Source organism: Oceanobacter mangrovi (assembly GCF_019740315.1).
Classification (GTDB): domain Bacteria; phylum Pseudomonadota; class Gammaproteobacteria; order Pseudomonadales; family Oceanobacteraceae; genus Oceanobacter; species Oceanobacter mangrovi.
Genome location: NZ_JAHXZR010000010.1, coordinates 32789 through 58650 on the forward strand (window position 1 = coordinate 32789; position 25862 = coordinate 58650).

Consider the following 25862-nt stretch of genomic DNA (forward strand, 5'->3'; position numbering starts at 1 on the left):
CAAGCAGCAAACTCTGCTTTAGGCTACAATACCGCCAATTTTTTGCCCGCTGGCACGGCTTCGCCGGTAACCCGCCATGCTTCTGTAATAACTCTCCAGGGAAACACTATGACTGATCGTCTAACCATCACCCGCCCCGATGACTGGCACCTGCACGTACGTGACGGCCAGGTTCTGGAACACACGGTCCCTGCCACCGCGCGGGTGATGAAGCGTGCGATCATCATGCCCAATCTGCAACCGCCGGTTATGAATGCCGAACAGGCGCTGGCCTACCGCGAACGGATTCTGGCGCAGGCTGGCGATACCGGCTTTGAGCCATTGATGGTGCTGTACCTGACTGACAACACCACCCCGGAAATGATCGCTGCTGCCAAGGCAACCGGTCACATTGTTGCCGCCAAACTGTACCCCGCCGGAGCCACCACCAACTCGGCTTCCGGTGTCACCGACCTCGGCAAGCTGGACGACGTCTGTGCCGCGCTGGCCGAGCACGATATGAAGCTGCTGGTGCACGGCGAAGTGACCCACAACCACGTCGATATTTTCGACCGTGAAAAGCAATTCCTCGATACCATTCTGGCGCCACTGGCAGCCAAACACAGCGATCTGAAACTGGTGGTTGAACACATCACCACCAAAGATGCCGCCGAGTTTGTGCAATCACAGGGCGACAACGTCGCTGCCACCATTACCGTCCAGCACCTGGCCTACAACCGTAACCATATGCTGGTTGGTGGCATCAAACCGCATTTCTACTGTCTGCCGATTCTGAAGCGCAACATCCACCAGCAGGCACTGCAGCAGGTAGCGACTTCCGGCAGTCCAAAATTCTTCCTCGGAACCGACAGCGCACCACACGCCAAAGGAGCCAAGGAAAATGCCTGTGGTTGCGCGGGCTGTTACACCGCCTATGGTGCTATCGAACTGTACGCCGAGATTTTTGAAGACCTCGGTGCGCTCGACAAACTGGAAGGTTTCGCCAGTCACTTTGGCCCGGACTTCTATGGCTTGCCACGTAACAGAGATACCATCACCCTGGTGAAAGAAGACTGGCAGGTCGCCTCAGAAATGCCATTCGGCAGCGACATCATTGTACCGCTGCGTGCTGGTGAAACCCTGCGCTGGAAATTGGCCAACGGCTGAATTAAGGACTGATAATGACGAGCCCAGATGCCGCCAACGGCACCGACAAGCAATCCAAATCATTAATGGCACAGCGCTTCCGTGGCTTTTTGCCAGTCGTCGTTGACGTTGAAACCGGTGGTTTCAACCCCGACACCGACGCCCTGCTGGAAATCGCCATGGTGACCCTGAGAATGGACGACGACGGCTACCTGCATCCAGACCAGACGCTGGCCGCCAACGTACATCCGTTCGATGGTGCCAACCTCGAACAGGAAGCACTCGATTTCACCGGTATCGACCCGTTCGACCCGGAACGTGATGCTGAATTTGAAATCGATGTGTTCAGCAGCATGTTTCAGGTGATCCGCCGCGAAATCAAACACTATGGCTGCAACCGCGCCGTGCTGGTTGGTCACAACGCCCACTTCGACCACTCCTTCCTTAAGGCTGCGGTTGACCGTTGTGACATCAAACGCGATCCGTTCCACCCGTTCTCCTCGTTCGATACCGCCTCAATTGCGGCCATCGCGCTGGGACAAACCGTGCTGGCAAAATCCTGCATCACCGCAGGCATCGACTTTGATAACAGCGCTGCCCACAGCGCCGCCTACGACACCTGGAAAACCGCTGAGCTGTTCTGCTTTATTGTGAACCGCTACAAGGATCTGGGCGGCTGGCCACTGGCGATTGAGCCAGGTGTAGAAACGCCGGATGAATAATCCGGCTCGCTGACTTTTTATTTGCAGGCAACCTCTTGGACTACGAATTCTGGTTTGAAGGCCGCAAGCCAATGGCGCGGCTGGATGATGAACAAGCCCTGATGGGGCGTTGGCTCAGTGATGAAATCGGTGACGATTTCAAACATCTGAAGGCCCTGATCACCACGGTCGAATTACTGCTGGAAGGTGGTCTGCGCGACTACCAATGGCAAGGCAAGGAAACCCTGTTGCAGCTGAGCCGCGACGAAGCCCAGGTCAGTGCACTGAGTGTTATGTACGACGAGGACCTGCAAGTGCTCGACGAACAACAGCTGGAGCTACAGGAGTTCGATCAACAGGCCGGTTGTGGCCTGGATGATTTCCTCGACCTGCTGCTGGCCTGGAAAGAATTTATCATCAGCTGACCCGCGGACATTGTTATGCCCCAGTTCACCGCCGATCACCCCATCGCACCCGCAACCATTGAAACCAGCTACCGGCTGCGACAGGCGCATCCGGCTGATGCCGTTGCCTGTTATCAGCTTGAACAGCTGGCGTATAACGGTGGTGAGGAAGCCGCCACACTGGTGAAAATCCAGCGCCGTATTGATCAATACCCGCAGGGCTTTCTGCTGCTGGAAATGGCCGGCAAGATTCAGGGCTTTGTGAATTCCGGCTGCTGTTATCAGGTCTACATGGAAGATGAGGGTTTCAAAAACCTCGAAGGCCATGACCCTGAAGGACCGGAAAATCTGGTGATGTCGGTGGTGATTCACCCGCACCTGCAAGGTCAGGGCTGGGGACGAACGCTGCTGTTAAACTTTATCGAGCACATCCGCCGACTTGGCAAGACACGCATTCATCTGATGTGCAAAAGCGAGCATATTCGCTTTTATCAGCAAGCGGGATTTGTCTATCAAAAAGAGTCGGCCTCTGACCATGGCGGTCTGGCCTGGCATGAGATGGTGTTGGCGCTGCGCTAGCTAGCCTTAACAATTTGCGGGCTGGGTGCTACTCCACCCCGCGTTAGCCACCACCAAACCTGCATAGCAGCCTAATGCTGTTCACTTAAGCGTTTGTAACCACAAATTATCATCATCCTGAACTGTTCTGGCCGCGCAGGCTCAGGATCCAAAGCCCTATGGATCCCGGATCTGCTTCGCGTCCGGGATGACGAGGATTGGTTAAATGAACAGCATTACGAGTAGCAGCCTGTCATTTGGCCCGGTAAATAATCCCCGGATGGCACTGCACCATATCGAAATACTCACCCAGATTGTTCATGCTCTCAGACGCGCCCAGCACCAGGTAGCCACCCTTGTTGAGGCAACCATGCATGCGTTTGAGAATGTCGTACTTGAGATCTGCTGAAAAATAGATCAGCACGTTGCGGCAGAAAATCACATCAAAACGTCCCAGCGCGGCAAAACTCTGCTGCAGGTTCTGAATACGAAAATCGACCCGGCTCTTGATCTGGCGGTTGATTTCCCAGCGGTCACCATCGAGCGGGTGAAAATACGATTTCAGATACTGGTCACTCATGCCACGACGAATCGCCAGCTGCTGATAGGTACCGTCTTTGGCTGACGCCAGCGAGGACGGTGAAATATCCGTCGCCAGAATCCGCTCGCCGGTAGCCAGCTTGCCGGGATAACGCTTGCGGTATTCTTCAATTTCAATGCTAAGGGAATACGGCTCCTGCCCAGTCGAACAGGCGGCAGACCAGATTTTCAGCGGCCGCCGGAACTCGGACAATTCAGGTAACAGGCGTTCGCGAAACACCCGGTACGGGTGTTCGTCCCGGAACCAGAGGGTTTCATTGGTGGTCATGGCGTCGATAACCTGCTCCTGCAACCGACGATTCAGCCCCATCGAACGCATCAGTTCACTGATCGACTTGAGCCCGTTCTCGTCGAGTAAGCGGCGCAGGCGGCTGGACACCAGATATTCCTTGCCATCGCCCAACATAATACCGCTGGATCGCTCCAGCATGTCCCTGAACTGTTTGTATTCGTCAGCGGTAATTTGCAGTGTCATACTCTGCCCTGAAACTCATAATCAAAATCAGCTCCGGTATCACCGGAGCCATGCGCCGTCCATGGCCCCATCAGCGCCCTGCCGCGTTTATACAGACTGTATCTGCTCAGCCACCTGAGCTGCCAGAACATCCGGATCAAACTTGGCAATAAAGTCGTCGGCACCTACCTTTTCAACCATCGCCTTGTTGAACACGCCACTCAGTGATGAGTGCAGCACGACATGAAAGCCTGCCATTCGGTTATCACTGCGAATGCGCGTCACCAGGGTATAACCATCCATTTCCGGCATTTCGATATCTGAAATCAGCATCAGATAACGATCCTGTAGTCGTTCACCACTGTCGGCAATCTCATACAGGTGTTCCCACGCCTGGCGACCATCGTTCAGCGCAACCACTTCGACACCAATCTTCTCGAGGCAGCGTGATATCTGCTTGCGAGCAATCTTGGAATCATCAACGATCAGTACGCGGTGGGTCTGGGCCCGCTGCTGTACTTCGTTAGTAATCACACCGTCGCTGATTTCCTCGTTCACCGGTGACACTTCAGCCAGGATTTTCTCCACGTCGATGATCTCGACCAGCTCTTTATCTACCCGGGTTACGGCCGTCAGGTAATGCTCTCTCCCCGTTCCCTTTGGGGGTGGATGAATCTCTTCCCAGTTCATGTTGACGATGCGTTCCACACCGCCAACCAGGAATCCCTGGGTCTTGCCATTGTATTCAGTAATAATCACGAAGGCGGTCTTGAGATCCTGCAGGGCCCGGTTACCGGTGGCCAAACTCATGTCCATAATCGGGATGGTTCCCGACCGAATATGAGCAACACCACGTACCACCGGATTGCTGCCAGGCAGTACCGTCAAGGCAGGACATTGCAGCACTTCCTTAACCTTGAATACGTTAATGCCATAGATCTGCCGCCCGTTTACGCGGAATAGCAGCAGCTCCAGGCGGTTTTCACCCACCAGTTGCGTTCGCTGATTAACCGCATCCAACACACCGGCCATATAAAGCTCCCAAAATTAATCCGGCACAGCGCTTGCAAACCTCACTGTAGAGAGTCCACCAGCACTGACTGATCGCCAGAAACGTGACGTTTAACATCAGTCAAACAGAAGCATAGTAGAGAACTCAGGTATGTGTCGGATAATTGCAATTCTTCTGTTGGTCGTACCGGCCCTGGCCGCTGCCGACTGGCAGCAACAGTTGCAACAAAGCCTGTTACAGCAATGGCAGCAGGTCGGTGGCGACGCCAATAACAGCGCGGTTTCGCTGATTTCAGCCAGCAGTGATTATCAACTGCCGAACTGCAATCAAACGCTGCAATTCAGCCCGTCCCGCGCGCTGCAACCGGGTCGTAATGGTGTGACGATCAGCTGTGCTTCGCCCTGGTGGCAACAATTTGTCGCCGTACAGCTGCACGTATACGAAACCGTCGCAATTCTGACGCAAGCAGTGAATTCTGGTGATGTGGTTGACCCGTCCAGCATTCATTTTGGCAAGCAGGATCTCGGCGAATTGAGCCAGGGCTACATAGCGTCACCACAGCAGCTGCAGCAACAGGAGTATCGCCGCAATCTGCGCGCTGGCACCGTGCTGAGCCCGGACATGTTGCGGGCAGCGGAAGTGATTCAGCGCGGTGAGCTGGTACGCATTCGTCTGGAGCGTGGATCAATCCGGATTGAAACCCGAGGCGAGGCGCTCAGTGATGGTCGCATCGGCGAAACCATCCGGGTGCGTAACCTCAAATCAGGCAAAATTATTTCAGCCAGCGTTGATCAGGCTGGAGAAGTGGTGGTGCGTTAAACGGCTGCAAGCCACGCCACATGCGCCTTGCGCGCGAATAGCAGCCATTACAAACAATCGCAAAATTTTTTAAAATTGGGCTAAAGTCCTTCGGTCGGGTGCCGATACAGACACTGCAGGAGTATGTACAATGCAATGGTTCGGAGACTTCAATATGAATATCAACAAGATTAATGGTGGTGTCGACAACAGTCGCGCGACCAGCCGCAACGAGTCGGCCACTGCCACACCGGCAGCCGAGAGCGAAAGCGGCAAAACCGAAAGTTATTCTGATCAGGTCAAGCTGAGTGCCAGTGGCAAGAGCATTCAACAGATTGAAGCCGAGATCAGCTCGATGCCGGAAGTGAACGACGCGACCGTCGAACGCATTCGCAGTGCTATTGAAAATGGCGAATACAAAATCGACTACGACCGGTTGGCAGGAAAAATGCTGGATTTTGAGGGAGGCCTTAATTAATCCGGAGCATTCCGCCCATGACCGACTCTGCCGACCTGCGATTTTCCGAACACCAGGCAACTGAACTTGCCCGTCTGATCCTTGATGAACTGGCGCTCGCACGCTTGCTGCAACACCGGCTGCATCAGGAGTTTTCCCTGCTGGGCGATGCCAGCCCGCAGGCTCTGGCCGATAGTGCCAAACAAAAATCCGCCACTCTGAGCCGCCTCAACCGCCAGGCCAACAGCCGCCTGGAGTGGATGGAACTGCAGCAGTTACCGCTGGCCGACGCCTTCCTGCAACACCCGACCATTGCCGCTCGTCCACAACTGCAGCAACTGTGGCAACAACTTGCCACCCAATATCAAACCAACAGCAATCTCTCTGGCCAGCTGTCCGAACTGGTCCTGAAAAACCGCCGTCGCATACAAAAACGGCTGGAGATTCTGCGTGGCCAGAAAGATCGTTCAACCATCCTCTATACTAGTCAGGGAACCAGTCAGTTAAACCGTTCTGGCGGAGGCTATATAGAAGCCTGAGCCGTCGCAGCAAGCCGGAACGTGTAGAGGATCAAGCATGCAGACAGCGACCAGCGATTTTACGCAGCAGACAACCGAAAACACTCTGGTTGAAACCATCGACATTTATGGTGCCTTGCGGGCGCTGGTGTTGTTCGAACGGCCAGTGAGGCTGTTTATTGATGGCAGCAATGAAACCTACAGCGCCGAAATTCGCGATGTGCAGTTAAAAAGCCGCAGTTTTTTCCTCAGCGACATCCTGCCGGAGTCCGGTGCCGAACTGATTCGCTCGGGTAAACGTTTCCGGATTGAGTGTGAAAATCAGGGTGCCTCAGTCCGTTTTGTGGCCGACGGTCGTCTGCGTTTCCAACCCGCCAATAACGAATTCCGCGGTGAATTTCCCAGCCAGGTGGAATACCTGCAACGCCGTGGTGCCTACCGGGTTGCAGTGCCTGACGCTCACCCGATTCAGGTCAACCTGCCGGATCAACGCGACCAGTCACCGATGCTGGTTACCCCGACCATTGCCGGTCGTTTGCAGGACTTGTCTGAATCAGGCTTCAAGGCGATTTTCCAGGGCGATATTATGGAAGAACTGCGCCAGCTGAATCCGATTCACGGTGCTGAAATCCGCTTCAACCGTGAGCACCACATGGACTGCTCACTGGAGCTCAAGCACCTGATTCTGGATCGTGACGGCAACACCCTGGCGGGCTATGTGTTTTTACAGATGTCGTCGGCCGCCCAGCGCTATATTCGCAAGCTGATTACCGACTTTCAGTGGGAAGAACGGCAGGCTCGTCAGCAAGATGACGAGCCGCCCCTGCAGGGCTGAGTTGAGGGCTGAGAGCCCTACAGCAGCAGACCTCGGGTCAGAACCAGATCCGCACTCCGGCCTGCCAGGCAGTCTCGGCTGGAGTACCGATCAAATCGCGGGTTTTGCCAAAATGCTGGCTGCGCTCGACCGCAAGGTATGGCGCAAACTGGCGAGTGACCTCATAACGCAGTTCCGGCGTCAGCGCCAGAGTGCCAAGACCACGACCAAACTCCCCTTCAGGATCGTTTTTACCTGCCAGATCGGCGCTGGCTTCCAGCGTCATAATCCAGCGTTGAGTGAAGAGAATGTCGTAGCTGGCTTTTAACGCCAGCAAGGTCACGGCCTGATTGGTCACGTATAGCATGGCTTCGGATTCAAACCAGTAAGGCGCCAGACCTTCAAAACCGGCACCAACCCAATTGCGCTTAAGATCCGTTGACTGATCACGCTTCACGCCCAGCTGGGTATTCCAGAACGGCGTTAACGCATGACGCCAGTAAGCGCCCAGCGACAGATCATTTTCACCATCAAAGCGGCTGCCATCAAAGGTCAACGCCAACCGGTCCCAGGTGCTGCCGACCCAGTATTCCCCTTCGATCACCTTGCTATTGTCACCCTGCTCCCGGCTGATACCCAGCTTGTCGATCTGCAAGGCGGAAAACCAGTGCTCGTCACCCATCACCAGCTGGCGCGGACCAGCCATGGCGTATGGGCCGGACGTCAGGGTATAGCCATCAGACCAGCCATGAGGATCACGGGCACCGGCCGGTGCTGAACCACCCTGCATCGAGCTCATATCGTGGTCCATAGCCATGCCATGATCCATTACTGGTTGCATTGGCATAGCGCTGCCGGACATCGCACTGTGGTCCATAGCCCCATGTCCCATCGCGCTGTGGTCCATTTGCACCGGAGCCATTGGCATCGACGTCGTGGTTGCCGGAGTCATGGCACCGTGGTTCATGCTGCTGTGATCCATGGAGCCGTGGTCCATTTGCGCAGGAGCCATTGGCATCGACGTCGTGGTTTCTGAAGTCATGGCACCGTGATTTATGCTGCTGTGATCCATGGAGCCGTGGTCCATTTGCGCGGGAGCCATCGGCATCGACGTCGTGGTTGCCGGAGTCATGGCACCGTGGTTCATGTTGCTGTGATCCATCGTGCTGTGATCCATGGAACCGTGATCCATCGTGCTGTGGTCCATTTGCGCGGGAGCCATTGGTATCGACGTCGAGGTTGCCGGAGTCATGGCACCGTGATTCATGCTGCTGTGATCCATGGAACTGTGGTCCATTTGCGCGGGAGACATCGTGCCCGGCATCGACTGCTGACTGGTTTGTTCCGCATCAGACTCATCGATATTCATATACCAGGCGTCTTCGAGATCCTTGTGATCGTCTCCATGGCTCCAGCTAGCGCTGGAAGCAGCTGCCAGCCCCAACAACAATACGGCCTGCATCGGGGCCACAACCAACCCGTTACGTTTCTTGAATGTCAGCTTGTTCATGCGACTACAATCTCCCGGAACATGCCTGCGTCCATATGAAATGCCAGATGACAATGCCAGGCCCAACGGCCCAGAGCGTCAGCGGTGACCTGAAAACTGATACGCTGCGCCGGTTGCACCGGGATCGTATGCAAGCGGGCGACAAACTCGCCACGGTCGGTTTCCAACTCACTCCACATGCCGTGCATATGCATCGGGTGGGTCATCATGGTGTCGTTGTGCAAAATCACCCGCAGCCGTTCGCCATGGCGGAACGATACCGGCGTCGAATCACCAAACTCCAGCCCGTCCAGCGACCAGCTGTAGCGTTCCATATTGCCGGTCAGATGCAGTTCGATTTCACGGCTCGGCATACGCTGATCCATTGGCCCGCCGAGGGTGTGCAAATCTGCCAGCGTTAATACCCTGCGTCCGTTGTTACGCAAACCAATGCCCGGATCATCCAGATTGGTACGCGGTGTATCGACGCGCATATCGGTGGAAGCACCGTATTCGCTATGGGCATGACGAACTGTCTGGCTTGGTTGATGCAAGCCGTGCCCGGCCATCTGCCCAGACATGGCTGGCATACCATTCATACTGCCCATCATATCGGTCATGGTCAGCCATTCCGGCTTGTCCAGCGCGGGAACCGCTGCGCTCAGCCCCTGTGCCGGAGCCAGCGTGCCGCGGGCGTAACCGCTGCGATCCATGTTCTGGGCAAAAATGGTGTAAGGCTCGTCGGCCGGTTGCACGATCAGGTCGCAAGTCTGGCCCGGGCCAAAACGGAATTCATCGACCGTTACCGGCTCAACGTTCTGGCCGTCGGCCTGCACGACCGTCAGCTTCAGGCCCGGAATCCGCACATCGTAAAAGGTATTCGATGAGGCGTTGATACAGCGCAACCGCACTCGCTCGCCGGGTTTGAACACGCCGGTCCAGTTACCTGCGGGTGTCACGCCATTGGTCAGATAGGTAAATCCGGCTGCCGAAATATCCGCCAGATCAGTCGGGCTCATGCGCATGTCATTCCACATCTGACGCTTCTGCATCGCGCCCTGCATGCCGTACTGATGGACGTCTTTCCAGAACTCAGGCGCAGTTGGTTTGATGTAGTTGAAATAGTCCCCCTGGGTTTTCAGCTTGCCGAGCACACTCATCGGCGCTTCGTCGGTCCAGTCCGACAGCACCAGCGGGAACTCGCGGTCGTAAGCCACCGGGTCCGCCTGCCTTGGCCGCACAATGATGGCACCATACATGCCGGTCATTTCCTGAAAGCCGGAATGGGAGTGATACCAATAAGTGCCGCTCTGCTCGACCTTGAACTGATAGGTAAAGGTTTCACCGGGGGCAATGCCCTTGAAACTGATGCCCGGCACGCCATCCATCTGGTACGGCAGAATAATGCCGTGCCAGTGAATCGAGCTGGGTACAGAGAGCTTGTTGGTCACCCGAATCGTAACCGTCTCACCTTCCTGCCACACCAGCGTGGGCGCCGGTACCGAGCCATTGATGGCAGTAGCAAGCCGGCGCGAGCCGGTGTAATTCACCGCCAGCTCACTGATTTCCAGCTCAAAATGATTACCGCTCAAGACCGCAGCAGCGGCTGTTCCGGCAGTTTCCCCTGCCTGCACCCGCAAACCGCTGGAAGCCAGCGCAACACCACCCGCCAGCCCCTGCACAAAACGGCGGCGTGACAGCCCCGCCCTGGCCAGCTCAGCCATATGGGCAAGCTCGGCAGCCTGGCTGGAGTCACGTTTATTCGACATACGACTCTCCTGTCTCTGATTTACAGCGAACTACATGAGATAGACAAAAACTGACGAGCAGAATAAGTAGACCAAGCTGACCCACCGATGACCCGAAGATGACAAAAACGTCATCTGCAGGTCATGTGCGGGTATGGCAAATTCGGTAGACTGCCAACTATCCAGAGCCAGGGGGCGTTCTCAATTAGTAAAGCGGCCCTGCTGAGAGCCAGTTGGCTTCAGAACAAGGCATGAGGAGCGTGCCCTTTGTCGTTCAATAAACAGGGCGAGCTAAACAAGTGACGAATAACGCAGTGCCTGGAGCCAACTGGACTCAGCCCGAAGGGTGATGGTTAAAAATCCACCATGCGGTGTTGTTGAACTTGTAAAGGGCGAGCCATTCCCTTCGTTCAACGCCTTGCCTGATGAATTTTTCTTCCATAACAGGACCCGTTAATTAATTGAGAACGCCCCCTGGAGGACCTGCCATGCGATTGCTGGTTGTCGAAGATGAAAAGAAAACCGGTGACTACCTGCAGCAGGGTCTGAGCGAGGCTGGCTTTGTTGTTGCACTGGCGCGTAACGGCCTCGATGGCCACCACCTGGCGATGACCGAAAATTTCGATCTGATTCTGCTCGACGTCATGCTGCCGGACGTTGATGGCTGGAAAATCTGCCAGTCGATCCGCGAGCGTGGTAACGACACGCCGATTCTGTTTCTGACCGCCCGCGATCAGGTTGCAGACCGGGTCCGTGGACTGGAGCTGGGGGCCGACGATTATCTGGTCAAACCCTTTGCCTTTGTCGAACTGCTGGCGCGAGTACGAACGCTGCTGCGCCGTGGCAGTCGGCCAGTCACCAACGAACTGAGCGTTGCCGACCTTACCCTCGACATCAACAAACGTACCGCCAGCCGCCAGGGCAATCGCATCCCGCTCACCAACCGCGAATTCACCCTGCTGGAACTGCTGGTCAACCGCAAGGGCGAAGTCCTCACCCGATCATTGATCGCTTCGCAAGTCTGGGATATGAACTTCGACAGCGACACCAACGTCATCGACGTTGCCATTCGCCGTCTGCGCCGCAAGATCGATGACCCATTCGAACCCAAGCTGATTCATACCGTACGCGGCATGGGTTATCGCCTGGACGACGAACATGAGTAAGCGCCCGCTATCGCTGCAGCTTCGAACAGCCCTGTATACCGGGCTGGCCATCTCATTGGGATTGGCGCTGCTGGTGAGCATGGTGCAGCACTCGATTCGAAACCACTTTGCCGAGCAAGACAGCCAGGAACTGACCCTGCTGGCGACCGCTATTGAAGCTGCATCCACAGCCGTAACAGAACACACCCACCTGAGCCACCGCCTGCCGCTGACAGCCGCAGGCAAACAACAGCTGGCACGGGCGTTAGATCAGGTGATGAGTAACTACCACGGCCTGTCGGTACAGCTATTGTGGACACAAGCCAATCAGCCTGAAGACGCCCTGCTTTATCACGCCGGCAATGCCAGCTGGCCAGATAACCTGCCCATGTTAAAAAATGGCCAGGTGATTCATAGCGCTCAGCTACAGGAATGGAACTTTGAAGGCCGCCCTTACCGTGGCCTGGTACTGACGACCCGGCTATTTGGAACAAGCGTTAGTTTGAAAATGGCATCGGATATGTCGTTTCACAAACGCTTCCTGGATCAATTTCGCAGCACCCTCTGGCTAATCGTACTCAGCATTGGCAGCCTGACCCTGATAGCCGTCGGTTTTGCCATTCATCAGGGGCTGGCCCCGCTCCGGCAGCTCAGTGAAGAAATCGGCCAGATCGGCTCCGACCAACTGCACCAGCGGCTTGCCGAAGACCATTGCCCTCCCGAACTGCGACCACTGATTCAGTCATTCAATGAAATGCTGGAACGGCTGGAAGATGGCTTCGAACGGTTGTCCAATTATTCCGCCGACATCGCCCACGAACTGCGCACGCCACTGACCAACCTGATTACCCAGACCCAGGTCATGCTGAGTCAGCCACGCCAGCTACAGGAATACGAAGAGCTGATCTATTCAAGCCTGGAAGAAGAAGAACGGCTGGCACGCATGGTGTCCGACATGCTGTGGCTGGCCAAGGCAGATAACGGCCAGCAAGCCATGACACCGGTGCAGGTGCAGCTGGCCGATGAGCTCAACGAGCTGTTTGAATTTTTCGAAGCCCTGGCCGACGACCACCAGATCACCCTGCAACTGAGTGGCACAGCCCCCGACGTACTGGCCGACCGCAACATGCTGCGCCGCGCCATCAGCAACCTGCTGTCCAACGCCCTGCGTCATACCCCGGCTCACAGAAACATCGAAGTGAAGCTTGAACAACTGCAGAAAAATGGCGTCCGTTACGCTCGCCTTAACGTCATCAACCCTGGTAAACCCATCCCGACCGAACACCTGCCACATTTGTTCGAACGCTTCTACCGCGCCGACCCATCACGCCAACGGCAGCCTGGCAGCCTGGAAAGCAACGGCCTCGGGCTGGCTATCAGCCGTTCAATTATCCACCTGCATCAAGGCTGGATCAGCGTCAGCTCCAGCCAGAGAGAAACCTGCTTCACAGTTACCCTGCCTGCTTGCAGCAACCAGCCCGGTTAATTTGCGTAATTTACAAAATCCAGTACCATACGCGACCTTGTTTGCCTCCCTATAGCTCAACAGGATAGAGCACCCGCCTCCTAAGCGGGCGATCGGGGTTCGAGTCCCTGTGGGGAGGCCACAAAAAACACAACAAAATCATATAGTTGTGAAAATATCACTGTATTTTTAGCCAGTGTTTTATTTAGTGTCAAAGTGGTGTCAAAACCGCTCTAGTGTCAAATTGGTGTCAACTTTTCACGAGTGACACCGCCCTTTCCCGCGCTGCTGTGCGGAGTGTTAATCTCTCCGGAAACCCTGATTCCTTCGCAGTTTCTATTCCCTTGCTGTTTTCCGCGTTCGCTCGTTTCCGCATTTATCCGCACAATGTGCATATTCCTTTCACCCCGGAAACCTCCAGTAGTGACGCGGGTTCAGCACTGTTTGCACATACTCAAAAACCGCACAAAATCTGTGCATAAAGGCCGCAGGTGTGTGTGAGGTGGAGTGTTTTTTTTCGCTGGGTGTGTTTTTTCTGTGGGATTTTCTGGCGGGCGGCTTGCGGTGGTTGGTGATCGGCTGTAAGGCGCGGCGGTGCTGGCGTTGTGCATGGTGGTTGTGAGTTTTTACAGGTACAAAAAAGCCACCGGCGCTGTGTGCGCGGGTGGCTTGTTGGCTAACGGGTTGTGCGGATTATTTTGTGTAGCTGTCCAGCTGGGCTTTGAGTGTGTCCACTGCCGTTTTTGCGGTTGTGAATGCGGCAGCGTTGACTGGCACGCTTGATGTCACGCCGCTGGTTGTGACGGTCAGCAGGCTGATGTTGCTCAGGGCGGTTGATAGCTGGGCCAGTGTATCGCTGATCAGTTTCAGCAGGTTCTGGCCATCCGGGCCGATGTGGACCAGTGGAGCGGTCAGGCTGGCTGATGTTCCGGCGATAGTGTTGTGTTCGCCGCCGGTGGTGGTTTCTCGGTTGCCGGTGGCGTGTTGGCGAATGTCGCCGCCCGCGCTGGCGGTGATGTGTTGACCGGCCACGGTGTTGACGCTGCCAGCGGCCAGGATGTTGGCCACGGTTTCGGCCAGCAGGTGCATTGCAGCGGCTTCGGTTCGGTGTTCGCCGGTAACGTCCGTTTTACTGTGGCCATGGATGCGGCGGGTTTCGTGGCCAATGGTTTGGGCCAGCAGGCGCGCTGTCTGGGTGATGCTGTCAGCGCTGTCTGTGATTGTTTGGTCTGTTTCGCGTGTCCAGTTTCCGGCGGCGTCTACGGCCTGGCGTTGGTGGTTGGCTTGCTGCCATGTTTGCCCGGTTGTGCTGACGTTCGGCAGTGCCTGGCGGTCGCCCAGGGTGCCGGTGATGATTGGTCGCTCTGGGTTACCTCCGATCCACTCGACTGTGACGAGTGTTCCCGGTACCGGGGCGGCAAATAGTCCCCGCTCTGCCCCGCCGCCTGCTGGCAGTTGCACGGGCACGCCGTCCAATAGAATTCCGGTGGCTTTGCCTGTGCTGGTTAGCATTTCGATATCGACTGCATATCGCGGCCGGTAGTTGTCGCCAATGCCGCCACTTGCTGGGGCGTCTGGTACCGCCAGCACTTCGGCCAGCTGCGGGGTGTGGTAACCGGCGGCCAGCTCTGGGAATTCGCGCAAAATCTGGCGGCGTAAATCTGGATTCATTGAAGGGCCTTTAATGTATTGGCGGCGGCGGTTGGCCGCCATTGCAGCCGCATAACGTCGCCAGTGGCGTCTATGCTATGGATTACCTGGGCTTGGCCGTCGCCCACTTTGATTCCGGCACCCGGTCGAATGCGTGGCATCAGCGGCATGGTGCCGCCGGTATTACTCAAATCCGAAAAGATGCTGGCTGGCAATTCGATGGTTTTCCCCCCCTGGGCGCTGTATGCGCGGTTGCCCACGAATACCCGGCCGTCTGGCTGTTGCTGCCATATTCCGCCGGGTACCGCCCACGCCCTAAGCAAATTATCTAATGCGCCATAGCCGCCGCCGGTGTGCTGAAAGCGGGCCAGCTGGGTTTGTGTCCAGTCGGCCCCCTGTTCGGCGGTTGGCAACACAAATTGCAGGCCGGTTGTGTCGGCCAGGGCGTTTAACACGTCGATTGGCAGCGGGTGGCGTAGGTTTAACGCTATCCGCCGGTTCAGCAGTGCCGCCGGTTCCCGCGCCATGATTTGCCAGGCGCCGGTGTTGATTTGCACCGCCTGCTCAATAAACCCGAAAAACAGCGGCCGCCACGGCTGGCCAGTCAGTTGGGCGTCGTGGATGACGGTTTGGCCCGGTTGCGGTGCGGTGTCGGTTATGGCAGTGATGATGGCGCGGCCTGGGCTGTGCAGTTCCAGCCGCGTGGTATGGCGTACCAGTTCGGCGGCGGAGGCCGTGCCGGTGCTGTCGGTGATGGTCAGGGCGTGACTAATGTTCATTCGTCTGCGTCCAATTCTGCCAGATAGTTTTCGACGCTGGCGGCGATTTTGTACAGCAGCGAATCCCGGTCGATGCCGTCAGATTCTGTACTGCTATCGGTTTCGGTACCTGTTGCGGCGGTGCCGCTGGCGCTGTCGGTTTCGGTACCGGCGCTGGTGTATCCGGCCAGCCGTTGTGCCTCTACCCGCTCGGCGGTGCTCTGGTATTCGGTCAGGCCGAACGTAACGGCCCAGGCCATCAATCCGTCGATGGGCCGGGCGTCAAAATCGCCGTTAAATTGCACGCGGTTGATTTGCACGGCGTCGGCGGCGGTTTCGGTGATGTTGTAGATGGCTCGGGTTCCGGCGTCGGTCAGGGCTTCGGCCAGTTTTACCAGCTCGGTCAGGTGGTCGGCGCTGTTGAACGGCAGCCGCCCTGCCACGCTTAGGGTTTTGGCTTTGGTGCCGCTGTTCAGCGTGGCGGTACCGCTACCGGTGCCGCTGGCGTCTTCGTTTTTAATCGGCAGTTTCACCGATACTTTCAGGTCTTTTAGTCTGATTTCCGTTGTTGTGCCGTCGCGTTCCAAAATCATAGTGCCAGCTCTCCTTTCAGTGTGGCCAATGCATCGACACTGCCAAACAAAGCGAACGCGGCGGAATATGGCGCGCTGCTGTTGGGGGCGGTGATGCCGGCCAGTTGGGTTTCCAAATCGCCCGCCAGGTACATGGCCCATTCAATCGCGCCGCCGTAACTGGCCAGCGCGGCGGCCTGCTCGGCGTGGCGGTTGGCGCGGGCGCTTGCGAATTGCGCCAGCAGATCGGCTGGCGTCGTGTCGCTGGCGATGGCTTCGGCCAGTGCGGCTACGTGGTCGGCTGCATCATGTTCGCGCTGGCCGCCGGTGAATGGCTGTGCCACGGCTTCGGGGGCGTTGGCCAGAAAAAACTTGGCGGATTCGTGGCTGGCGTACTGGCTGGCGGTGCGCAATGCGGCGGCCAGTGCCGGGGCCGGTAAGACGGTATTGAGTACGGCCAGTTTTTGGGCCAGCTGGGCGGCGGTGTCGGCTGGGATCATAAACGCCAGCATGGCGGCAAACCCGGCGGATTCGGTGGCCAGAATGTCCTGGGCCGCACTGGGTGTGAGTGTGTGGCTAACCGACCGGCCCCGCGCCGGGGTGCCGTGCGCCCATGGGGTGACCATGGCGGCGGCCAGACTCTGGCGGGCAGCGGTGATGTTAGCGCGGTGGCTGGTTGCGGCTGTCGCGGCCAAACTGCCCGCTGTAGCCAGATCGGCAGGCAAAGCCAAACCGGCCAGCGCGGTTTGCTGCTGGCCGGTGATGCCGGTGTCAGTGGCCCAGCTGGCCGGGGTGCGGGTAATGGCTGCCCAGGTCATTAGTAGCCAATTGCCAGGTAGGCTAGTTGCTGGCTGCCATCAATGGCATCGTCACGGTCTACCGTAAACCCGGTTTTTGTCCATGCATATGCGCCAATAGCGTTGGATGCTGTGCCAATACGGGTTACCAGGCACACAATACAGGCGGTCGTAAATTCGGTGTCGAACGTAAATGTTTCTGCTGCATCATCCGTTGATGTGACAGTCCCGGCCCGAATGCCAATGTTTGCCTGGGCAGTCAGCAGGTTAGTCAATTCGGCCAGATTTCCGCTGGCTGGTAGTGCAGCGGCGGCGGCGGTCGCGGCGCTGTCTGCGGTTGACTGTGCCGAGCTGGCAGCGGTTGCGGCGCTGTCTGCTGTTGACTGTGCCGTGGCGGCGGCAGTTGCCGCGTTGTTGGCGGTAGTTACTGCGCTGTCGGCCGTCGTGTTCGCAGTGGCGATGCTGTCGGCCAGGCCGTTGGCAGTGCTTTCCGCACTGGCGGCGGTGGTCACTGCGTTGGCGGCGTCCGTTGCTGCGCTGTTGGCGGTGGTCACTGCGTTGGCGGCGGCCGTTGCTGCGCTGTTGGCAGTTGTGCTGGCGCTATTGGCTGTGTCTACGGCCGTGGCGGCGGCAGTTGACGCGTTGTTGGCGGTTTCCACGGCGCTGTCGCTGTCGGTGCTGGCCTGTTCGGCGGTGGCGGTGGCGGCTTCCAGTGCGGTAGTGGCGGCCTCATACGCGGCCGTCAAATCGACGATTTCTTGTTGGTAGTCCACCTGCCAGCTTTCTATTGACACAGTAATGCCGGTGATGGCTGCGGCGTTATCCACTTGCAGGCCAATGGCTTTGTTTAACACGTTGCCGACCTGTTCGCCGGTGGTGGCCCATTTCTGTTGGGCAGGCTCATAAACGACGGCAATTAATACGTCATGCTCTGAGTTATACAGCCCCAACCAGTTAAATGTGTAATCTCCCATGCTGGCCAATAACACAGCATTAAATACCGCGACATTGGCGGTTTTTAATCCCATTTTATTGATGGTGACGGTTTCCAGCACGGTATCTGGTAATGCGTCGCTGTCGGGCGTTACCGTCGCGTCTATTCCTTGCTGATAACCAATAATAATCTGATCAGCAAAGCCATTAGTTAACAACACGTTCCCAGTCCCTATACTAGCAATAAATTCAGAACCAGCCGTAGTAATTACAGAAGACATATTCAACCCGTATAAAATATTGTTTTTAATGGATATTGTGATTTTAAAACCTGTGCTGATGAAATATAAACCCCAGCGCTAGCTGTTATATACCAAGGCTTATTTCCACTCTTTGATATAGGGCCTAAATAAATACCTCTTAAACTCGTTGTTTCATTTGCAATAATGCACATCGACAACATAAACCACTCGTTTTCAAGTTCTTCAATACTCCATTCTTCAACACCTGAAGAACTATATATTTTAGTTAGTGAGTCAAGATCAACTATCAAATCCTGATAATTCACACCATCATAAATACCAAGTAAAACCCTTGACGTTTCACCTTTGTGAACTATTATTTGAGCCGTGTAGTATTCACCATCAATCTTGTCAAATGGTATTGATATATTACATGCAGTACTTGTCGACGTTTTTGTTGATTCTACCCTGTAGCAGTCACGCCCGTAGTTATTTTCGACACTCCCAATCAATGTATTAAATTTACCCCACATATCTATAGAGTGTGAGTATTCCAGTATATTTGGATTAACAAATACATATTCACTAGAAACAATATTAAATGCTGTATCAAACCCGCCATAAGGCGCGGCCACGCTCATGGATACCACGCTGGTTGTTGATACCCGATAACGGCGGCAGGTGCGGCCATACTGGTTTAGCATGGTCATGATCAGGGTTTCATTGCCCGCGAAAACAGCCGGGTCCATGTCGATATAAACAATGTCCCAATCGTCGTCTTCCGGGCGTTCGACGATAAAACAACTCCCCAGGCCCAGCCGTTCCCAAATGCGCACAAAACCGGCGGTGCTTCCGGCGTCTTTGGCGTTGGCGTAGGCGTGTTCTACGCGCAATCTGTACAGGCTTTCAGGCTCGCCAGTGTAGCGGGTTATGTCCCGCTCCCACGCCAGCAAGTCGACAATAAACAGCGGCGCTGTGTCGACTTCCCACACCGTAAACGGGAACGCAAGCCAGCCTTTGACGGTTGTCCACCAGGTGTCTACCACGGTGGCCGCAGCTTTGGCGTCGGCTTTGCTGCCGGTGCCGCGCTGCCAGAATTTCAGGCTAATAAAATCCATCAGCTGGCGTCCTCGGTGATGGTGACTGCCAGACTGTTGAGGCGCGGGATTTCTTCACCAGGCATCAGCGACCATTCGTTAAATTCCACGGCGGTTAGTACCGGTACCAGGGCGCGGATTTGGCTTGCGAGTTTGGCGAAAGAAAACCGTGTTAAGAACCGCACGCGGGTGACGTCGGTTTCGTCAAACGCGGCGTTTTCGCGGAATGCAAACCGAATAATTTGTTCGGCCAGATCGGCGGCAGCAGCCATGTCGTCGGCGCTGGTACCGGCGGCCGCGTATAGTTTGGTTATAACGTCGTGCTGGGTCTCCGGGAAGGCCACCACTTGCAGGTCGTCGCCGTGGCCGTGGTTGCCGTCGTCGTTGATGTGGCTGTTCACCGCCGCCAGTGCGGTGGCGCTGATGGTGCCGACGTCCAGCATGACGTAAGCGTCGGCGCTGCCTGCCCCTCGGGGTGCCAATGTGCTGTTGATCCAAATGTTGGAAATCGGCACTCCGGTTTGTTCGGCAATGATGGATTTATACACGGCATCAATGTGCCAGTCGGCCACGGATGGAAACAGCAGGCGCAGGCGCTCGCGAAAATCGTCGTCGTCTTCGTCGTCGGTGCCCGCCGTGGTTATCCAGTCGTCTGCGTTGGTGACGCTGGCCACGCCGGTGATGGCCTCGGCCAATACGGTGAAATACCCGGCGGCCAGGTTGTAGGCGCTGCCGGTGTTTTCTGCCACTACCGGGATGGTGGCGGTTAATTCGTCGGCGGCGAATGTGTACGCCTCAGACGTGGTAACACGGTATACGGTGCCATTGATGGCCGGGGTTTTGATGACGGTGCCATAAGGCACGGTTAAGGTGGTGCCGGTACCGGTGCGGGTAAACAGAATGCCGCCCTTGGTGGCGGTGGCTGTAGTGCGGTCGGTGTTGCGTGCCCAGCCGTGCAAATCCAGCCAGCTGCCGGTGGCGTAGCGCAGAAACATGTTTGGCGTTACGGTGCCCACCAGGTATTGCAGCAGCGCCAGCACCGGCGTGGTGACCACGGCGACGACGAAATTCCAAAACGCGCTGTAGCCGCTGGCGTTGCTTATTGTCAGCCCGGCGTCGTCGGCAGCGGTTTGAAACTGGGTTTTCAGCTCGGCTGCGGTTGTTGGTATACCGGCCTCGCTTGCCTGCTGGGTGAAAAATTCTTGGGTTTCGTCGCTGATGGCCATGTTATGCGGTTCCTGTGTCTGCGCCGATGGTGATTAGGCCGAATTCGGTTTCAGCAGTGGCGGTAATGGCCACGGCGCTGGCACTGGTGAAATATTCAGTCACGGTGCTGGTACCTGGTTTTACGCGTGTGTCTGCCTCTATCACCCGTTTGATTTGCTTGCGAATCAGTGCCCGCTGCTGGGTGTTGCGCTGGCCGATCAGCTGCGGCAAATAGCCCGATTCGCGGATGGCGTGGCCAACGTCCTGGGCGATGACGTCGCGGTCATAAATCAGCACCGGCTGGCCAGCGGTGTCCAGTTCGATGTCGTCGTTGGTGATTTTTATGTCTGTGTATGTGGCCATCTCTACCCCCCGTTCAGCTGTGCCCACTGTTCCAAATCTGCCGGTGACATACCGCCGTCTGCGTTGATGGTTACACCACCCCAGTGGGTACCGCCGGTGCCGCTGACCATTCCGGCCACGGACTGGCGCACGGATGGCAGGTCGCTGGCGGCCTTGTTGTCGCTGAGTGGCTGAATCTCCGGGCTGTCTGAAAATGGGTTCAGGTCGGAAAAGCTGAAGTCAAAATCGACCAGCTCTTTAAAGTCATCGATCAGGCCGACCACATAGGCTTTGATTTTTTCCAGCTTTTCCAGAATTGCCTGGCCCCATTCGGTGGTTTCCATCCAGCTGTGGAACTGGTCGAACCATTTGCCCAGAATTTTCCACGCGCCGGTGTATTCCCCGACCTTGTAAACCAGCCAGCCCAGCACGGCACCTACTGCGGCGATCAGTGCCACGGTTCCCCATAGTGGTGATGTGGTGATAGCGATCACGGCAGACATTGCCATCCAGCCCACGCGCAAAATGCCGACCATTCTGGCCAGCCCCCAAATGACCTTGGCCACGGTGCCAAGAAACAACATGCCCGCCCAGGCGGCACGACCAATACCTACAACCATGGACATAAAGCCCACGGCGCCGGTCAGCAGCAGCACGCCCAGAGTGGCCAGTCCAATCCATTTGGTCAGGTGCGGGAATTCCTGGGTCCATCCCATGACCACGGTCAGCCCGTCGGTCATGGTTCCCAGCACGTCGTTGATGGTTGGCAGCAGGGCTGAACCGAATGCAATGCGCACGCCCTTGGTGACGGCCTCGAACTGGTCCCACGGGTCGACCATTTCGCTGGCCATATCGGCGGCGTTTTGCATACCGGTGTTGCGGCCCAGTTTAGTGATGCTGGCACTGAGGCCGTCTGTTTTATCAATCAACCCTGAAATCAGAGCTACAGCCTCACCTGATCCAAACGCGTCTTTCAGTGCACCGCTTTGGCTAACATCTGTAAGATTTGAATACTTGTTATTGATTCGTCCGAGTATTTCGACCATTGGTAATAGTCGGCCCTGGCTGTCGGTAAATTGCAGCCCTAACTTCTCTTGTGCCTTACCCGCGTTTTCCAAAAATGCCCGGTATTTGGTAGCAGCCTCCGACCCGCTCATGCTGGCCTGCAGTGTTCCAAGGATGGCGATCTGTTCAGATATATCGACACCTGCTGATTTTGCAGTTGCTCCTAATGCACTGAACGCCCCAGACATTTGTGAACCGGTGGTTTTGAACATTTGCACCGCCAGCGCGGTCTGGCCGGTCAGCTGCTCCACCCACTGGGCCTTGCCCATCTTGTTGGCCTGGTCCTGAAAGATGCCGTACATGGTGCCCATGTAACCGGTGATGGTGGCGGCGTCCGCCTTGGTGCCCTTGGCCAGCACGTTGCTGGCTTCGGTAAATTTGGCCAGCTCGCCGTTAGTCAGGCCTCCAATGGCGCTCTGGATGTCGTAGCTTGAGCGAACAAAGTCGGCGGCGCTTTCGCCGTATTGCACGGAAAAATCCAGCGCGGATTTTTTCAACGTGGCCAGTTCAGAATCGATCACGCCCAGGCTTCGCACTTCACCCAGCGCGTTGTCCATTTCATGGACCGGTTCCATCAGCGTTTTGATACTGAAGAAGGCGGCCCCCATACCAATAGCGCCGCCCCGGATAGCGTCAAATCCGGCGTTGGCGTTGCGCTTTACGCCGTCCAGGCTTTTGCTGATGTTGCCCAGTGGGCCGCTGGCCTGATCGGTCATGCCCACGGTGAACATCAGTTTTTCAAGTGCGGTGACGCTCATTGTGTGCTCACTTGCTGAATGCCTTGGCAATGCCGTTGGCTATGGCATTGGTCTGGTTTTGAAACAGGTCATGGTGTAGCCACACCGCCCCGGCCAGTTCGTCTTCGGTCGGGTTGGTGGTGTTGAAGTAATACCGGGCCAGCACAAGCGCCTGGCCCAGCTGGTTTTCCTTTAACGCCTGTACTGCCCGGTTTATGCCTTTACCGTGATGGTTACCTGCGGCTTGATGAAGCGCGCCGCGATATTTAAGCACTCTCCGATGCAATAAATACCACGACGCACTTGTTTCATACTGTGCAATGAATTTGCATCAACCAGCTTCCGTCCAATAGATCAGTTCCTTCACTGGCTTTGAATTCGCCTCGTCGGCTCCGCCGATGGTGTATCGATAATCGACCTCTTTCAGAGGGATTCCTGAAAATAGTTTTCTGATCTCAGGATGACTGTTGATGCTGAGGACCATACGTCCTTTGAGCGTATGAGAAAGTTCAGCCAAGGCCTCGTATTCCTGCCAGCCAAACTCGATTCCATAACCTTCAGTCTCCCAGTACGGTGGGTCACAGTAGAACACAGTAGACTCGCTATCGTACTTATTGATCAGGCGTTTCCAGTCGAGTTGCTCAATGTATGTTCGTGTGAGTCTCAAGTGAGCATCTTCCAGATCCCGTTCAAGGCTCAGCAAATTGAACCTGGGCGCTGCTGTTCTCGCTATGCCAAAGGTTGGCCCTTCAACTTTGGCTCCGAAGGCCATTTTTTGGACATAGAGAAATCGCGCAGCTCGTTGAATATCAGTCAACGATTCTGGTGGTACTGAACGGATCTTGTTCCAGTTCTCTCGGCTAATAAGCACCCATTTGAACTGACTGTAAAGTTCGCCAAAGTGATGCTTAACCACCCGATATAGATTAGCCAGGTCGCCGTTTAGATCATTCAAGACCTCAACCTTGCTGGGCTCTTTGGCGAAGAATATCGCTGCTGCGCCAGCAAATGGTTCGACATAACAAGTATGTTCGCCCAATAGAGGTAGTATGTGTTTTGCCAGTTTTCTCTTACCGCCTGGCCACGGAAATATGGGCTTTGCCATGTTTCTCTCCGTGGCGCTCTGGGCGCTCATTGATGATGTTTAGACGTTTGCATCGCGGACACACGATTTCAATCGATCCGCAGTCCTGCGACTTAAAAAGTAGTTTCTTGCAACTGGTGCAACGATATTCAAGCATGTGAAAAACATCTGATAAACTGCCTCGGCTTGTACAAGCGCGGAAGCCTTGGTTAATCACAGTGCTTGGTTCGCTGTGGTTGGCGTCACCTACCGGTTGCAGCCGGTGGGTGTCGCTTCCGTTTCCTGTCTAACAGACTGTTACTTTTAAGCCTTCTTTTCTAATAAAGGGCTTTATAAAAGCCCTTTAGATCTCGATTTCATAGAAAGCCAACCCTGGCACCTTAGCCACGACTCTCCCAGCCTGAATCATCGCCTTGTCACCAACGCTAACCGTATCCCCCTGAACCTTGATTGTGTCGCCGCTGCGCAGTGTGACGATGCTGGTGCCATCTGTATTGACGGTCGTGATGGTGACAATGGTCTTGGCTCCGGGAGCCAGCAGTTTATTCAAGCGTGTCCAAGGGTTACTCATGCGCTGTATTCCTCCCAGCCGACCGGCTGATCTAGCGTTACGGTCTGACGGACTTTGGCGTTGTTTCTACCAGGAACCGAGATCCGCACACCACTGACGTAGGCCCGAAAATCCTTGGCGCTGTTGTTGTGTTGAACAGCAGCGGTCATACCTGGGAGTACCAGACCGGGTTGACCAGTTTCAGGTAACAGCACCTCCAGATCGTGTGTGAGCCGGTCACCGCTTTGGCCTAGTTCGGTTTTACCTCGGTTGGTATTGCATTCAACTGCAGTAATCCAGCCATCCGTAATGTCGCTGGATGGACTGTCCCCTGAGGTGCCCTGACGGGTAATCATGGCACTGACGCCTTCACTTTCGCCGCTGACGAATACCGCGTTGTAGAGCACGCCAGGCACTTCTGAAACGGAGACATTGGTCACTTGGCTTTCGTGGATCGTGACGTCCATGTCAGAGGCTTGCAGGTACCATGGCTCAACCGGATAACGAGGTTTCACAACGATGGTGTCGACTGCTGGATCGGTCTGGACAATGCCGCCAGCAGCGCTGGCCAGCTTCTTGATGACTGCCATGGGCGTCAGGCTTTGATAGCTGAAGGAGGCGTTGGCCATTGTCCAGTCGGGTAACCCAGTGACAGCCCAGTCCAACGTAAATCCCGTGCCAGTCAGCTCGGCCGTGGCGGCTTGAACGGCTGTTGTTGTCGTGATGCTTTTCGTCTGTTCCGGTGCATAGGACGCGGTTAGATATTGGCTGCGCGAATAGCCGGTGATGTTGAAGCGCCGATTTAACTGGTCGTTACTGATGGACTTGCTCTCATCAACTTTGGCGACGAAAAACTCCCACCTGTATCCGTTGATCAGAATCGCCAGCTCTTTGCGGCCGCTACGATCCCGGCGCAATAGATCTGCGGTTGCCTCATTCAATGCCTGGGCCGAGAGCTTCCAGCCGACTGAATCCAAATCAGCATCGATGGCGATATCAGCCAATGCCAGCGGTGTTTCATCGGGCAACGTGTAGGTTTGTACGCTGTTCATAATGATATGGGTCTCTGCTGCATTGGGATCGGGTGCGATCCCCAGCGGGATCTGGGATGGATAGCTGACGCTGGTGTCGTTGCCGTATTCGTTGGTTGTTAGCCAGCCAGCTTCCGTCATACGACGTTTTTCCGGTGGCTGGTATGCCCGCAGAATTGCCTGACTAAATACCGGAATGGCCGCACGCCTAGTGAGATCCTCACCGGCCCAATTGATGATTGAGCTGGGGATATGCGGAGCGTCGTCAAATTCAATGATGGTACTGGCATCGACGAACAGTTCAGCAGCTCGTAACGCGCCGGCATCAGGTCGGGTTGCATACGGGTTCACAACCAGATTCTGCAGTTCAATGTCGCGGCTTTTCAGCGTGATCTGTGTTGATGCGAACAGCAAAAAATCGCTGAACACCGGTTGGCTGGCTTCTGCCAACAACAGCTGGGATGGCTGACAAATCGGCCTGGCTTGTTGCCAGTTAATGCTGGTTAATTG

General features: G+C 55.9%; 28 protein-coding genes and 1 tRNA gene. 11 read left to right on the top strand and 18 right to left on the bottom strand.

From position 1 onward, the window contains the following. The first annotated feature begins 108 nt into the window (after nt 1-108). From pyrC to K6123_RS18125, 4 genes are read left to right on the top strand one after another with little or no spacing between them, the layout of a single operon-like run. On the top strand, nt 109-1146 hold the full coding sequence (gene pyrC, locus K6123_RS18110) for a dihydroorotase (RefSeq protein WP_221800374.1): 1038 nt from the start codon (nt 109-111) through the stop codon (nt 1144-1146). Nucleotides 1147-1160: 14 nt separating this feature from the next. Further along, entirely contained in the window at nt 1161-1847 is a 687-nt protein-coding gene (gene rnt, locus K6123_RS18115; RefSeq protein ID WP_246624894.1) for a ribonuclease T, read from the top strand. A 35-nt stretch (nt 1848-1882) separates the two neighbouring features. Continuing rightward, on the top strand, nt 1883-2251 hold the full coding sequence (locus K6123_RS18120; RefSeq protein ID WP_221800376.1) for a YacL family protein: 369 nt from the start codon (nt 1883-1885) through the stop codon (nt 2249-2251). Nucleotides 2252-2266: 15 nt separating this feature from the next. Next, the gene (locus K6123_RS18125; RefSeq protein WP_221800378.1) at nt 2267-2809 is read left to right on the top strand and encodes a GNAT family N-acetyltransferase; all 543 of its coding nucleotides are present in this window, start codon (nt 2267-2269) and stop codon (nt 2807-2809) included. Between the two features lie 232 nt (nt 2810-3041). Here the strand turns inward: K6123_RS18125 and K6123_RS18130 are convergent, their stop codons facing one another. Next, nucleotides 3042-3863, bottom strand: coding sequence for a CheR family methyltransferase (locus K6123_RS18130; protein WP_221800380.1), 822 nt, complete (start codon nt 3861-3863; stop codon nt 3042-3044). Nucleotides 3864-3950: 87 nt separating this feature from the next. Beyond that, a complete protein-coding gene (locus K6123_RS18135) occupies nt 3951-4874 on the bottom strand; it encodes a chemotaxis protein CheV (protein ID WP_221800382.1) in 924 nt (307 codons plus the stop codon). Nucleotides 4875-5004: 130 nt separating this feature from the next. Between K6123_RS18135 and flgA the strand changes: the two genes are divergently transcribed. From flgA to K6123_RS18155, 4 genes are all read left to right on the top strand, one after another. Then, nucleotides 5005-5673: a flagellar basal body P-ring formation chaperone FlgA gene (gene flgA, locus K6123_RS18140; RefSeq protein ID WP_221800384.1), complete on the top strand. Its 669-nt coding sequence runs from the start codon at nt 5005-5007 to the stop codon at nt 5671-5673. Nucleotides 5674-5803: 130 nt separating this feature from the next. Then, nucleotides 5804-6130, top strand: coding sequence for a flagellar biosynthesis anti-sigma factor FlgM (gene flgM / locus K6123_RS18145; protein WP_246624895.1), 327 nt, complete (start codon nt 5804-5806; stop codon nt 6128-6130). Nucleotides 6131-6147: 17 nt separating this feature from the next. Then, on the top strand, nt 6148-6648 hold the full coding sequence (gene flgN, locus K6123_RS18150; RefSeq protein ID WP_221800386.1) for a flagellar export chaperone FlgN: 501 nt from the start codon (nt 6148-6150) through the stop codon (nt 6646-6648). A gap of 37 nt (nt 6649-6685) precedes the next feature. Next, nucleotides 6686-7462: a flagellar brake protein gene (locus K6123_RS18155; RefSeq protein ID WP_221800388.1), complete on the top strand. Its 777-nt coding sequence runs from the start codon at nt 6686-6688 to the stop codon at nt 7460-7462. Between the two features lie 37 nt (nt 7463-7499). Here K6123_RS18155 and K6123_RS18160 read toward each other — a convergent pair whose 3' ends face one another. Then, the gene (locus K6123_RS18160) at nt 7500-8951 is read right to left on the bottom strand and encodes a copper resistance protein B (protein ID WP_221800390.1); all 1452 of its coding nucleotides are present in this window, start codon (nt 8949-8951) and stop codon (nt 7500-7502) included. Further along, nucleotides 8948-10699, bottom strand: coding sequence for a copper resistance system multicopper oxidase (locus K6123_RS18165; RefSeq protein WP_425517717.1), 1752 nt, complete (start codon nt 10697-10699; stop codon nt 8948-8950). Before K6123_RS18165 ends, K6123_RS18160 begins: the two co-directional genes overlap by 4 nt. A gap of 467 nt (nt 10700-11166) precedes the next feature. On the opposite strand from K6123_RS18165, the gene K6123_RS18170 reads away from it, so the two are divergent. From K6123_RS18170 to K6123_RS18180, 3 genes are all read left to right on the top strand, one after another. Next, the gene (locus K6123_RS18170; RefSeq protein WP_221800392.1) at nt 11167-11844 is read left to right on the top strand and encodes a heavy metal response regulator transcription factor; all 678 of its coding nucleotides are present in this window, start codon (nt 11167-11169) and stop codon (nt 11842-11844) included. Continuing rightward, nucleotides 11837-13309, top strand: a complete 1473-nt coding sequence (locus K6123_RS18175) for a heavy metal sensor histidine kinase (protein ID WP_221800394.1) — start codon at nt 11837-11839, stop codon at nt 13307-13309. The genes K6123_RS18170 and K6123_RS18175 overlap by 8 nt, the downstream gene beginning before the upstream one ends. Nucleotides 13310-13354: 45 nt before the next feature. Then, nucleotides 13355-13430: transfer RNA gene (locus K6123_RS18180), tRNA-Arg, on the top strand. Nucleotides 13431-13981: 551 nt separating this feature from the next. Here the strand turns inward: K6123_RS18180 and K6123_RS18185 are convergent. The 14 genes from K6123_RS18185 to K6123_RS18250 all read right to left on the bottom strand — a co-directional run bounded on the left by K6123_RS18185 (nt 13982) and on the right by K6123_RS18250 (nt 25802). Next, nucleotides 13982-14959, bottom strand: coding sequence for a hypothetical protein (locus K6123_RS18185; protein ID WP_221800396.1), 978 nt, complete (start codon nt 14957-14959; stop codon nt 13982-13984). After that, nucleotides 14956-15717: a hypothetical protein gene (locus K6123_RS18190; protein WP_221800398.1), complete on the bottom strand. Its 762-nt coding sequence runs from the start codon at nt 15715-15717 to the stop codon at nt 14956-14958. Before K6123_RS18190 ends, K6123_RS18185 begins: the two co-directional genes overlap by 4 nt. Beyond that, nucleotides 15714-16289 carry a baseplate complex protein gene (locus K6123_RS18195; RefSeq protein WP_221800400.1) on the bottom strand — a complete coding sequence of 192 codons (576 nt, stop codon included), beginning with the start codon at nt 16287-16289 and terminating at the stop codon, nt 15714-15716. Before K6123_RS18195 ends, K6123_RS18190 begins: the two co-directional genes overlap by 4 nt. After that, complete coding sequence (locus K6123_RS18200; protein ID WP_221800402.1) at nt 16286-17086, bottom strand: hypothetical protein; 801 nt, start codon at nt 17084-17086, stop codon at nt 16286-16288. The genes K6123_RS18195 and K6123_RS18200 overlap by 4 nt, the downstream gene beginning before the upstream one ends. Beyond that, nucleotides 17086-18279, bottom strand: coding sequence for a phage tail-collar fiber domain-containing protein (locus K6123_RS18205; protein WP_221800405.1), 1194 nt, complete (start codon nt 18277-18279; stop codon nt 17086-17088). The genes K6123_RS18200 and K6123_RS18205 overlap by 1 nt, the downstream gene beginning before the upstream one ends. Nucleotides 18280-18281: 2 nt before the next feature. Next, a complete protein-coding gene (locus tag K6123_RS18210) occupies nt 18282-19358 on the bottom strand; it encodes a phage head spike fiber domain-containing protein (RefSeq protein WP_221800407.1) in 1077 nt (358 codons plus the stop codon). Further along, nucleotides 19358-20563 (bottom strand): baseplate J/gp47 family protein, encoded by a 1206-nt coding sequence (locus K6123_RS18215; RefSeq protein WP_221800409.1) that lies wholly within the window; start codon nt 20561-20563, stop codon nt 19358-19360. The genes K6123_RS18210 and K6123_RS18215 overlap by 1 nt, the downstream gene beginning before the upstream one ends. A 1-nt stretch (nt 20564) precedes the next feature. Continuing rightward, complete coding sequence (locus K6123_RS18220) at nt 20565-20906, bottom strand: DUF2590 family protein (RefSeq protein ID WP_221800410.1); 342 nt, start codon at nt 20904-20906, stop codon at nt 20565-20567. 2 nt (nt 20907-20908) lie between these two features. Continuing rightward, nucleotides 20909-22708, bottom strand: a complete 1800-nt coding sequence (locus K6123_RS18225) for a phage tail tape measure protein (RefSeq protein WP_221800412.1) — start codon at nt 22706-22708, stop codon at nt 20909-20911. A 7-nt stretch (nt 22709-22715) separates the two neighbouring features. Further along, nucleotides 22716-22961 carry a DUF6890 family protein gene (locus K6123_RS18230; protein WP_221800415.1) on the bottom strand — a complete coding sequence of 82 codons (246 nt, stop codon included), beginning with the start codon at nt 22959-22961 and terminating at the stop codon, nt 22716-22718. Between the two features lie 57 nt (nt 22962-23018). Next, nucleotides 23019-23792 carry a DNA adenine methylase gene (locus K6123_RS18235; protein WP_221800417.1) on the bottom strand — a complete coding sequence of 258 codons (774 nt, stop codon included), beginning with the start codon at nt 23790-23792 and terminating at the stop codon, nt 23019-23021. After that, on the bottom strand, nt 23758-23928 hold the full coding sequence (locus K6123_RS23420) for a Com family DNA-binding transcriptional regulator (RefSeq protein ID WP_221800419.1): 171 nt from the start codon (nt 23926-23928) through the stop codon (nt 23758-23760). Before K6123_RS23420 ends, K6123_RS18235 begins: the two co-directional genes overlap by 35 nt. Before the next feature lie 186 nt (nt 23929-24114). Then, nucleotides 24115-24342: a hypothetical protein gene (locus K6123_RS18245; RefSeq protein WP_221800421.1), complete on the bottom strand. Its 228-nt coding sequence runs from the start codon at nt 24340-24342 to the stop codon at nt 24115-24117. Continuing rightward, a complete protein-coding gene (locus K6123_RS18250; protein ID WP_221800423.1) occupies nt 24339-25802 on the bottom strand; it encodes a hypothetical protein in 1464 nt (487 codons plus the stop codon). The genes K6123_RS18245 and K6123_RS18250 overlap by 4 nt, the downstream gene beginning before the upstream one ends. Between the last annotated feature and the right edge of the window lie 60 nt (nt 25803-25862).